Genomic DNA, 11,334 nt, shown 5'->3' with positions numbered 1-11,334 from the left:
CCGTGTGGTACGCGAGCACGCGGCGGCGCTACACCATGCCAAGCGCGCCTTGGGCGACCTGAGCCGCGAGGATGAACTCGAAGCGGCGGCGATTGCCCTGCGCGCCGGCCTCGACGAGCGCGCCGTGGAGGCGATGCGAACAAGCCGCGGGCGGGAATCAGTGGTGGTGCCGCTGGTGGTCCTCACCGACCTTGTCCGGCGTGGCGTCCCCATGGCCAATGCCCAGGAGGCGGTAGCCAGGCTCGCACGGGCGCCGCGGTCCGACGACATCTTGCTCGGGCTGCAGGCGACGGTCGCCAAGAATGCGCAGCGGGGACCCGGGATGGCTCTCGATGCGCTCAATCGCTACGTTCAGGCCACAGGGGTGCCGCCCGCGGTGGCAGCGCCCATCTCTCCCGACCGCAAACCGGTCCGCCCGCCCGAACCGTGACGCTTCGCCGACGTACCGCCCGTGCGTTGCGCCGCCGCTCCCTCCGGAGCAGTGGATGGGCCATGCCGTGCGCGTTGCCATGCGCGCTGGCGGTCTTCGAAGCGGCGCCGCTCTCGGCGCTGCACGCGCAGGTGCGTGGCGATGCCCCCATGGCGCCCGCCGCCACTATCGGGCCGGTCACCGATGCCCCGACCTTCTCGGTGCTCGGCGTCGCGTCGCTCCCCAACGGCAGCGGCAACGCGCTTGCCCAGCGCAATGACGTGTGGCTGGGCGCCACGCAGTCGATGGGTCGTATCGGGCGCGTGAGCGTGGCCGCACTCGCCAGCGGTAATCTGCGCCTGGAAGACGGCATGACGGGCGGTGCGCAGTCGCAGGGGTTGTTGACCCTTCGCGCCCGCACGCGCGTGGGCGAGAACCGCATCTGGAGTGCCGTCAGCTACGGCCGCTCCGCGGTCAACGGCACCCCCGCGTCGGGCGTGTACGGCGAAAAGGCGCTGATGTCCGGCATGGGGTCCACGCCGGTTCTGGCCTCGCCGTCGCCCGTCGATACCACCGTCACGCGCCGTGTCGATGCCGGGCAATTGGCACGAGCCGAAGCGGGGCTCGTGACCACCTACGCCGGTATCGAATTCGCCGTCGGCATGTCGTATGAGCGCGCCACGCGCGTGACCAGACAGACGATGAGCGTGGACGTGCCGCGCGTGAGCGTGAGTGTCCCGAGCAATGCCGGACAGGTGACCAGCAGCTCGCTGCGCACGGTGCAGCGTCGCGATCTCGCGACCGGTATCGCCTCGGTCGGTTTCAACACCGGCCAGACGCAATGGCTCGTGTCCGTCACGGCCCCCGTGGCGAGTTGGCTGCGCAGCGATGCCCTCGCTCCTCTACCCCAGGCCGTGCCTACCGTCGCCTCGCTCGCGGTCGTGCAGCCCGTCACCGGATGGCTGTCGCTGGTAGGCGCCGCGGCCAGCAATGCGGCCACGATGCAGGGGGCCATGCTGCGTGACGAACTGCGCCCCCGGTCCACAGCGAACTTCTCACCGGTGGTGGCGCTTGGCGTGCGGCTCTCGCGGCTGCCGTGGCGCGATGGCGACGGAACGCCCACGGGCATTCTCGCCTTCGAGACGCGCACACTTGGCACGGTAGACAGCCTGTCGGTGGAACATGCGCAGGCTGAGGCGCCGGAGAGCGACGAATCGGGTCAATCGCTGGTGCGTGACACGCTGCGGGTGGTGCTGCTCGTGGATGCCCCGCGCGCCGAATCCGTGGAACTCATGGGCGACGCGACGCAGTGGAGCATCACGCGCATGCGTCGGCTCACGAGCGGGCGCTGGCGCGCCGAGCTCAAGCTACCGCCGGGGGCCCATCGGCTCGCCGTGCGAGCCGATGGTGGCCAGTGGATCGCCCCCCCGGGGCTGCCCATCGGCAACGACGAATTCGGGAGTGCGGTGGGCGTGCTGGTCGTCCGACGGTAACAGCTCCGAACGTCCGACCTCCGATCATTTAGCGCTTCGGCCGCACTCTGATCGTCTGCGTGGTGGAGTCCGTCACGCCTGCTCCGCTTACGAGCACCGTCAGCTGGTAGTCGCCCGCCGCCACCGGCGGGAAGTTCAGCGTCAGGCTGCGCCCCGGGCCGCCATCCGGTCGGCCATTGTCGTTGTATTTGATCGACACCGGTGTGAGTGCCTTCGACAATCCGATGGAGGCGCCGAGCTTCTGCATGAAGCTCGCGCCGAGGCGCGTGGCGCGGATCGAGACCTGCAGCGGCGCGTTGGGCGAGGCCGGACGGTACATCTCCCAGTAGATACCGATCCGTGTGCCCCCCTCGATTTCGAGCGACCCGTACGCTTGCCCCGCATTGCGCTCGAGTGAAGGCGTCGGCGATTCATCGCCGCGCTGCAGCAGGAGGTAATCGGAGAGGCGGGTGTCGGTCGGCAGCGGCTGCACCACCGTACGCACGCGGGCCGCGCGCTTCCCGACCGGGGCCAACACCTCGAGGCTCGCGATCGTGGGCGATGTGAACGGCACGAGCACGGCCCCGTTGGCACCGGCGCTGTCCTTGGTCACCGTACGCGCCGCGCTGCCGTCGAGCCGGTCGAGCGTGAGTCCGGCCGTATACGGCGCGCGTCCCATCTCCAGCTCGCGCATGAGGCGATAGCCGCCGGCAAGTAACGTGGTGTCACCACGACGGAAGCGCGCGAACTGATACGGCAGATTACCGAAGCCGTTCGCATAGCGCGTGCTGTAGCGCATGCGCGCCTTCTTGCGCTTCGGATCCCAATCACCGGCCTGCGCCGAGAGCGGATTCTCGATGGCTTCGACGGTGGGCATGAAGTCGTAACTCGGCGTGGGCTCGTGCCCGACGACCTGGGGCGGGCGCGGATCGGCCACCCCGCCATTCTGCACCGACCACGCCGTGGGCCACCCGTAGCGCACCTGCGATTCCAGCAAATCGTCTCCCCACTGCAGATCGTAGGGAATGCGCCCGAGCGAATGCACGCGCGACATCGTGCGCCGGGCGAACAGTTCGTTGCGGACGTCGTTGCCTGGCAGCATCCACAGCGGCTGCGCGAGACGGAGCACGCGCGCGTTGCGCGCCTGCCTCCCCTCGCATCCCATCGCCTTGTACGGCTCGTGCTGGAACGGATCGAGCCACATGGTGATGTCGGTCCACGCACAACGCTGTTCCGCCGGCATGGAGACAAGCGCCTTGTCGAACGCCTCCGCGCTGGCCGCGTGCTGATTGAGATTGTGCAGCGCGAGCCCGCGCAGCGCCTGGCACCACCACTCGGTACCCGCACAGGCGCGCGCCGCGGTGATGGCCATGTCGGCGAAGCCGCCTTCGATCGCGTAGCGCACGCGCATGCCACTCACCCAATCATCCTTGGGATCGGCGGCCTGCGCGCGACCGAGCAGATCGAGCAGTTGCTCCCGCTCGAGTTTCGCGTCAGCGCGCTCGGCAGGCGGCGGTACGTCGCCGTTGTTGTTCCAATAGCAGATGCGACCGAGCGGCACTTCGCATGATGCGTCGGCCCCGCCGTTGTAGAAGCGCAGACCGAGGCGGTGATTGCGCTCGAACGCTTCCTGCTGCCCGCGGGCCGACGAGCCGAGGGCACTCAGGCTGTTGGTGTTGCCACGCAGCGGATCACGCGACGCGGCGAAGCGATTGGTGTCGATGGGCGACGCGCTGGTCGCCGCGGCCGCGTTCTGCGCCGTCAGGATCTGCGGGGCGAGCCCCACGCCGGCGATCAGCCCGAGCGATGCCACAGCGAGGCAGGGGCGACGAATCCAGGAAGCAAACCGACCGACGAGCTGAGTCACGAGCTGATCCACGTGTGCTGAGCGAAGAGTGGCGGCGGGCCAGACGACCCGCAGCTGCAACCTATCGTCCGGAGCCTCGCGCGGCAGCCGGGTGGGGACGTTCGGTGTCAGAACCGCAGCGTCACCCCCACCGTGAGGGCCCAGTTGTGCGCGAGATTGCCCTCGGTCCGAAAGCCGATGGCGTCTTCGGAGTTGAAGCGTCCGATCCAATCCTTGGCCTGCACGCCGAGCATCGGCGCGTTGGTCGTGGCGAGACTCGTCCCCACCGGCCCGTCATACCAGTTGCCGGTAACGAGGTAACCCGCGTAGGGGGTGAGGTGCGCCCCCGCGCCCGTTTGGGCCTGCACCGTGGCGGCAGTGAGCGACAGAACAGTGGCGGCAACGAACGGGCGAACGAGCGAGGACGTCATGGAAAGCTCCGGTTGGTGACACGGAGCCACAGCGCAGGGTCGAGGCCAGCCGACGGAAAAAGCACAAACCCATGTCACTAAAACACTTGAAAAAACCCCGAAACTCAGCCCGTCCACAAAAGTGGACGGACGATAACGAGTTTTTGGAAGTCCAAGCAGCGAGAACCGAAAGCTGAGAACCGAAAGCTGAGAACTCCCCTGGAAATCACGCGGTCTTCGGGAGGAGTTCTCAGCTCTCAGCCTTCAGCTGTCGGTTTTTCAGTTCTCACATCCCGACGCTCGCTCCGCGCTTTTCCTGCTTCGCCTTCGCCTTGATGTTCAGCATTTCCACGATCACCGAGAAAGCCATGGCGGCGTACGTATAGCCCTTCGGGATGTGCTGCCCCATCCCCTCGGCCACCAGGTTCGTGCCGATGAGCACGAGGAACGCGAGCGCCAGCATCTTCACAGTGGGGTGGCGATCGACGAAGGCACCAATGGGCTTGGCGGCAACGAGCATCACGCACAGCGCCACCACATTGGCGAGGATCATGATGCTCACGTCTTCGGCCATACCCACAGCCGTGATGACCGAATCCAGCGAGAAAATGATGTCGAGCACCATGATCTGCGCCACCGTGGTCCAGAGCGAGCGACCCGCGCGGGCCGCTTGCTCTTCCTCGGCGTCGGGCCCTTCGAGCTTGTGGTGAATCTCCAGCGTGGCCTTCCCGATGAGGAAGAGACCACCCACCAGCAGAATCAGGTCACGTCCCGACACCGAATGGGCCAACAGTGTGAACAGCGGCCGCGTGAGTTGCATCACCCACGTGATGGAGAGCAGCAACAGCACACGGGTGACGAACGCGCCGGCCAGACCGAACGAGCGCGCCTTCGGCTGATCCTCCGGCGAGAGTTTGCCGGAGAGGATGCTGATGAAAATGATGTTGTCGATGCCGAGGACGACCTCGAGCACCGAGAGGGTGAGCAGGGATACCCACGCCTGCGGATCAGAGAGCCAGTCGAACATGCGGGAAGCATCGCCAGTTGCATTGTGAAATGGCAGTCGGGGCAGCGATCGGTGACCGAGCTCCGTACCCGGCACCCGGTCCGTTTAGTTTTCCCCCGATATGACCGGTGAACCGAACCCAAGCCCGGCGGCCGGCAAGCCCGCCGTCGTCCTCCTCTCAGGGGGACTCGACTCCACGACCGTGCTCGCGGTGGCCAAGCGCGAGGGGTATGCGCCGCACGCGATGACCTTCCGGTACGGCCAGCGGCACTCGGTGGAGATCGAGGCGGCACGCCGAGTGGCGAGCGCTATGGGCGTAGCCAAACACGTGGTGGTGGACATCGACCTGCGGCAGTGGGGCGGCTCGGCGCTGACCGCCGACGTGGACGTCCCGAAGGACCGCGACGTGGACCACGCGACCGACGAAATCCCGGTGACCTACGTGCCCGCGCGCAACACGATTTTCCTGTCGTTCGCGCTGGCCTGGGCGGAGGTGCTCGGGGCCGATGCCATCTTCATCGGGGTGAATGCCCTCGATTACTCCGGCTACCCGGACTGCCGCCCCGAATACGTGGCGGCATTCGAGCAGATGGCCAACTTGGCGACAGCGGCCGGTGTGCAGGGGACGCAGCGCCTCCACATTCATGCCCCGCTGCAGCACCTCACCAAGGCACAGATCGTCGCGCTCGGGCACGAGTTGGGCGTGGATTACAGCCTGACCACGAGTTGCTACGATCCGGAGCCGGACGGGACGGCCTGCGGGCACTGTGATGCGTGTCAGTTGCGTCTCCGCGGGTTCGCCGAAGCGGGATCGCAGGACCCTATCGCCTACGCGGGCTGACCGTGGCGTACACGGTCAAGGAGTGCTTCTACACCCTGCAGGGTGAGGGGCTCAACGCAGGTCGGGCGGCCGTGTTCTGCCGGTTCTCCGGGTGCAACCTGTGGACAGGGCGCGAAGCGGATCGCGAGACGGCCGTGTGCACCTTCTGCGATACCGACTTCGTGGGCGTGGGCCCCGACGGCGGGAAATTCACGACCGCGGCGGCGCTGGCCGCGTTCGTGAAGAGCCGGTGGCCGGCCGATGCCCCGGCCGATGTGCGCCCGCTGGTGGTGTGCACCGGCGGTGAGCCCTTGCTCCAGCTGGACGAGGCCGCGGTGGTCGCGCTGCACGCCGAGGGCTTCGAAGTGGCTGTGGAGACGAACGGAACCCAGCCCGCCGTGCCCGGACTCGACTGGATCTGCGTGAGCCCCAAGGCGAACGCGCCCGTCGTGCTCACGGCTGGCGACGAACTCAAGCTGGTGTACCCTCAGCCCCTGGCGATGCCCGAACGGTTCGAGGGGATGGCCTTCAGGCACTTCCTGCTGCAGCCCATGGACGGCCCCGACGTGGCCGCCAACACCCGATCCGCGCTCGCGTACTGCCTGGCCAACCCCAAGTGGAGGCTGAGCGTGCAGACGCACAAGGTGGTGGGGATTCGGTAGGGGCCAGAAGTTGGACTGAAAGCTGAGGACCGATAGCTGAAAGCTCCCTCCGCCGATCGCGTAATCCGCCGGGGGAGCTTTCAGCTTTCAGCTTGCAGCCGTCAGCCGTCAGCCAAACTCTCTTACTTCTAAGACACCGGCAAGTTCGATCCCCTCATCACGGCTGTAATACCCGACTCTGGCGGCGGTCTCTCCCCGTGAATAGTTTCACGATCCGCTGCTAAAGAGCGGCCTCTGCCTTACCCCTCGTCCCGGCCACGATTCCGTGATCCGTCCCCCGCGTACCCTGCTTCCTCTGCTTGCTGCCGCGCTCGTCGCGGCGGCACCGGCGCAGGCACAGGACTCCCGTGGCGTGACGTTCGAATCAAAGAAGCCGTTTGCCGCGTTCAGTGCGTCAGCCGAGCGGTTGCGCGACAGCATCGTGTCAAAGGCGCGTGGCAGCGTGGGCACGCGCTACAAGCTTGGCGGGACCAAGCCCGGCATCGGCCTCGACTGCAGCGGCCTCGTGCGGTACGCGATGAGCATGCTCGACGTGGTGATGCCGCGCACGGCGCAGGGGCAGTCGAAGGTGGGCACGGAAGTCCCGAAGGATGTCGCGGCGCTCAAGCCCGGCGATGTGCTCACGTTCGGGCGCGGCAAGCGCATCTCGCACGTCGGTATCTACGTGGGTGATGGCAAGATGGTGCACGCGAGCACCTCGCAGCGTCAGGTCATCGAGACCTCGCTCACCAAGCGAAGCCCGCTCATTCGCCAGTGGAAAGGTGTGCGCCGTTTCGTCGACGCCAACACCACCCAGTTGCGCGACAGCATTCTCGCCTTCGCCGATTCCATCTCGAAGTAACCGCGCGCTCGCGCCCTGTGGCATCGCCGCTCGTGGCCCTTGGGTCACGGGCGTTTATCATTGCGCAACGCCGGTTCGCGACGCAGCGTAGGAGGCATAGTTCCCGCCTTCCACTCATGGAGTCCCGATGCATCGGTCCCCGCATCACTTCGTTACCGCGTCCCTCGCCCTCCTCGCGGCGACGACAGCGTTCGTTTCACCGGCTCGTGCGCAGCAGGCCACCGCACCGTCGACCGCCCCGGCGAACCGCCTCACGATCGCTGACTACTTCAACTGGGAGGATGTGGCGAGTCCGTCGCTCTCTCCCGACGGTCGCCAGATCCTCTACACGCGCACGTGGATCGATCAGCTGAACGACAAGCGCGAATCGTCGGTGTGGATCATGAACGCCGACGGCACGCGCAATCGCTTCCTGGTAAAGGGCAGCGACGCGAAGTGGTCGCCCGACGGCACGCGCATCTCGTACATCGCCCCGGGTGAACCTGGTGGCGCGCAGATCTGGGTGCGCTACATGGACGCTGAAGGCGCCACCACGCAGATCACGCGGCTCACCGAGTCGCCCGACAACGTGGAGTGGAGCCCCGACGGCAAGGCACTCGCCTTCGGCATGCTCGTGCGGCAGAACGAAGAGATGCGCATCGCCATGCCCGCGCCGCCGAAGGGCGCGAAGTGGACCGAACCGCCACGCGTGGTCACCAAGGTGAAGTATCGCGCCGACCGGCAGGGCTTCTTGGAGAACGGTCTTCGTCAGCTGTTCACCGTGCCCGCCGATGGTGGCACGCCGCGTCAGGTGACGACCGGCGAGTGGGCCGCCAACGGCACCACGTGGATGCCCGACGGCAAGCGCCTGCTCTTCACCTCGCTCCGCACGCCCGACGCCGAGTACGCGTGGCGCGAAAGTGAGATCTATGCGGTGGATGTCGCGAGCGGTGCCATCAGCGCCCTCACGAAGCGCAAAGGGCCCGACAACAATCCCACGCCCTCGCCCGACGGACGCTACGTGGCCTACACCGGCTACGACAGCACCGATGCCACGTGGAAGGATGCCATTCTCTACGTGATGGATGCCGATGGCGGCAACGTGCGCGCCCTCACCGAAAAGCTCGATCGCTCACCGGCCGGGATGCTCTGGTCGCCCGACGGCAGCGGCGTGTATTTCAACGTGGAGAACGAAGGGTCGAAGAACCTGTACTTCGTATCACTCAAGGGTGACGTACGCCAGGTGACGAAGGGCGTGCAGGTGCTCACCGTGACCGACCTCGGCAAGTCGTTCATGGCGGTGGGTGTGAACACCACACCCACCAAGCCCAACGACATCGTGGCGTTCGACGTGCGCACGACGACGCTCAAGCAGCTCACCGAAGTGAATGCCGATGTGCTCGCGGGCAAGCAGCTCGCGACCACCGAAGAGGTGTGGTACACGTCGGTCGATGGCTACAAGATCCAGGGATGGATCGTGAAGCCGGCGGGCTTCGATGCCAGCAAGAAGTACCCGCTGATGCTGGAGATTCACGGCGGCCCGCACAGCATGTACAACGTGGCCTTCAACTTCTCGCGGCAGGACCACGCGTCGAACGGGTACGTAATGCTGTACACCAACCCGCGTGGCTCCACCGGGTATGGCAGTGCCTTCGGCAACGCCATCAAGAACGCATATCCCGGCAAGGACTACGACGACCTCATGGCCGGCGTGGACACCGTCTTGAACCGCGGATTCGTGGACAACAACCGGATGTACGTGTTCGGCTGTTCAGGTGGCGGTGTACTCACCAGCTGGATCGTGGGACACACCAACCGTTTCGCAGCGGCAAGCGCCAACTGCCCCGTGACCAACTGGATGAGCTTCGTGGGTACCACCGACGGTTCGAGCTGGTACTACAACTTCGCCAAATATCCGTGGGATGACCCGTCGGAGCATCTGCGGCGGTCACCGCTCATGTATGTGGGGAACGTACAGACGCCCACCATGCTCATGACCGGTGTGAACGATCTGCGCACACCGATGGGGCAGACCGAGGAGTACTACGAGGCACTCAAGGTCCGGAAGGTGCCCACGGCCATGATCCGCTTCAACAACGAGTGGCACGGCACGAGCTCGACGCCGAGCAATTTCCTCCGTACGCAGCTCTACCTGCGGAGCTGGTTCGACAAGTACCGGCAGCCGCCGACCGGCAAGATCACGCAGGAGTGAGCGACCTGCTCTTTCGCGGCCGGGGCGCAAACATCGGTGTACGCGCCCCGGCTTGGCAGCTCCGCGTGGCCGGCGCGCTGCTCGCGCTCGGACTCATGGAACTGCTGGACGGCCTCGGCGTCTTCGAAGCAGCCGGTCTGAGCATTACCTGGGCGCGCGTGACGTTCATGGCGGGGGGCGCTCTGCTGGCGCCGTCCGCCGTGGGCGTGTGGCTCTGGGGTGCCACAGCGGCCGCGGCCGGCGTGCTGCTGGCGGTGTCCTACACGCCCGTCGTGCAGCCCCTGCTCCCCGCGTTCATGCGCCGGGATGTGCCAATCCCGGGCACCACGCCCAATGCGGTGGTCGTCTTCTCCGGACTGGTAAACGGCGACGGCCGCGTCAAAGGCCCCGCCCTCGACCGACTGCTCACCGGGTTGCAGGAGGCGAAACGGCGGCGCATTCCGGCGGTGGCGCTGTCGGTGGTGGGCGACGAAAGCGACCCCACGGTTCCCGACTCTGAACGGGACCAGCGCGAGCTCGTACAGGCTTTTGCCCCCGAGGTGGAGCCGCGTTTTGTGCGCCGGGTCTTCAGCACCCGCGACGAGGCGCTGGCCTTTGCTGCCCTCGCCCGCACACACCGCTGGCAACGGGTTGTCGCCATCACCACCCCGTCGCACACCCGACGCGCCTGCGCAGCGCTCGAACGCGAGGGGATGGTGGTAGAGTGCCTGCCGGCCGTATCGCGCAGCTATTCTCCCTCCCGGTTGGCGAATCCCGTGGAACGCCGTCTCGCCTTTGCCGATGTGATGTACGAGACCGCGGCCACCCTGCTCTACCGATTCCGCGGCTGGATGTAACGACGCAGCGGTTGTGATGGGGCGCACATACCGGTGCATGATCGGTGACATGGCGCACTTTCACGGGGTGGTGAACACCAGTACGTTCCTTCCGTTCACCAGCGTTTTCCCTGAACCCGTTCCCCATGTTCGCACTTCGCGTTCGTCATCGCGCCACGGCAGCAGCGGCCATCATCGCTGCGCTGTGCACCGGCGCATGCACCGATACCGCCTCGCGCGCCCGCGCCGACTCGCTCGCCGCGGCTCTCGCCTCCGCCACCGCGGAGCGCGATTCCATTCAGGGGCTCATGGCCGGCTCGTCGGCGGACAAGGACCGCGCGCTCGCCCAGGTCGTGGAGGCCTCGAAGTTCGCCGACGAGGTGGACGCGGAGCTTCGCCAGGTGCGCGGCCTTTCGTCGAAGGTCGGTGTGAACAAGAGCGACGAGTCGGGGAAGGTCGAAGCGGCGGCGGCGCAGAAGGACATTCTCGATCGTCTCAAGCAGATGCGGCAGCGTCTCGCCGCGCGGCAGTCGCAGGTGCGCGCGCTGCTTGATACGCTCACGCGGATGCGCGCCGACTCCACCGCGGCCGCGACGCTCCTGGCGGATCTCAATGCCCGCCTCGAACAGCGGGACAAGGAGATCGCGGTGTTCCAGGAGGAGATCCGCTCGCTCCGGACGCAGAACGCCCAGCTCACCACCGACAAGCAGGTCCTCACCGATACGGTGAAGGCCATGGATGTGCGAGAGAACCGCGTGTTCTACGTGGTCTCGTCGCGCCGCCAGCTGCTCGCCGACGGTGTGGTCACCGAAGAGGGCGGCTCGCGTGGGCTGCTCATCGTGAAGCTCGGCAAGACGCTCGT

The 11,334-nt window shown here is 66.6% G+C and carries 11 protein-coding genes; 8 read left to right on the top strand and 3 right to left on the bottom strand.

The window, feature by feature from the left end; translation table 11 throughout:
- Both ACIQ6O_RS07370 and ACIQ6O_RS07365 read left to right on the top strand, forming a co-directional pair.
- Positions 1-430: hypothetical protein (locus ACIQ6O_RS07370; RefSeq protein ID WP_396207130.1), on the top strand; the 430-nt coding region annotated here is incomplete at its 5' end.
- Between the two features lie 62 nt (positions 431-492).
- The gene (locus ACIQ6O_RS07365; protein WP_396207129.1) at positions 493-1,902 is read left to right on the top strand and encodes a glycogen-binding domain-containing protein; all 1,410 of its coding nucleotides are present in this window, start codon (positions 493-495) and stop codon (positions 1,900-1,902) included.
- 28 nt (positions 1,903-1,930) lie between these two features.
- Here ACIQ6O_RS07365 and ACIQ6O_RS07360 read toward each other — a convergent pair whose 3' ends face one another.
- The 3 genes from ACIQ6O_RS07360 to ACIQ6O_RS07350 form a co-directional block, all read right to left on the bottom strand.
- A complete protein-coding gene (locus ACIQ6O_RS07360) occupies positions 1,931-3,748 on the bottom strand; it encodes a hypothetical protein (protein WP_396207128.1) in 1,818 nt (605 codons plus the stop codon).
- Between the two features lie 107 nt (positions 3,749-3,855).
- Positions 3,856-4,158, bottom strand: coding sequence for a hypothetical protein (locus ACIQ6O_RS07355; RefSeq protein WP_396207127.1), 303 nt, complete (start codon positions 4,156-4,158; stop codon positions 3,856-3,858).
- Positions 4,159-4,423: 265 nt separating this feature from the next.
- Positions 4,424-5,164: a TerC family protein gene (locus ACIQ6O_RS07350; protein WP_396207126.1), complete on the bottom strand. Its 741-nt coding sequence runs from the start codon at positions 5,162-5,164 to the stop codon at positions 4,424-4,426.
- A 100-nt stretch (positions 5,165-5,264) separates the two neighbouring features.
- Between ACIQ6O_RS07350 and queC the strand changes: the two genes are divergently transcribed.
- The 6 genes from queC to ACIQ6O_RS07320 all read left to right on the top strand — a co-directional run.
- Entirely contained in the window at positions 5,265-5,984 is a 720-nt protein-coding gene (gene queC, locus ACIQ6O_RS07345; RefSeq protein ID WP_396207125.1) for a 7-cyano-7-deazaguanine synthase QueC, read from the top strand.
- A gap of 2 nt (positions 5,985-5,986) precedes the next feature.
- Positions 5,987-6,625 (top strand): 7-carboxy-7-deazaguanine synthase, encoded by a 639-nt coding sequence (gene queE, locus ACIQ6O_RS07340; RefSeq protein WP_396207124.1) that lies wholly within the window; start codon positions 5,987-5,989, stop codon positions 6,623-6,625.
- 265 nt (positions 6,626-6,890) lie between these two features.
- The gene (locus tag ACIQ6O_RS07335) at positions 6,891-7,466 is read left to right on the top strand and encodes a C40 family peptidase (RefSeq protein WP_396207123.1); all 576 of its coding nucleotides are present in this window, start codon (positions 6,891-6,893) and stop codon (positions 7,464-7,466) included.
- A gap of 127 nt (positions 7,467-7,593) precedes the next feature.
- Positions 7,594-9,657, top strand: coding sequence for a S9 family peptidase (locus ACIQ6O_RS07330; RefSeq protein WP_396207122.1), 2,064 nt, complete (start codon positions 7,594-7,596; stop codon positions 9,655-9,657).
- Positions 9,654-10,493, top strand: a complete 840-nt coding sequence (locus tag ACIQ6O_RS07325; RefSeq protein WP_396207121.1) for a YdcF family protein — start codon at positions 9,654-9,656, stop codon at positions 10,491-10,493. The genes ACIQ6O_RS07330 and ACIQ6O_RS07325 overlap by 4 nt, the downstream gene beginning before the upstream one ends.
- Positions 10,494-10,618: 125 nt before the next feature.
- On the top strand, positions 10,619-11,334 hold a 716-nt coding region (locus ACIQ6O_RS07320), incomplete at its 3' end, for a hypothetical protein (RefSeq protein ID WP_396207120.1).

This window comes from Gemmatimonas sp. (assembly GCF_044345575.1).
Taxonomy (GTDB): domain Bacteria; phylum Gemmatimonadota; class Gemmatimonadetes; order Gemmatimonadales; family Gemmatimonadaceae; genus Gemmatimonas.
This window is presented reverse-complemented; position numbering and strand designations above follow the sequence as displayed.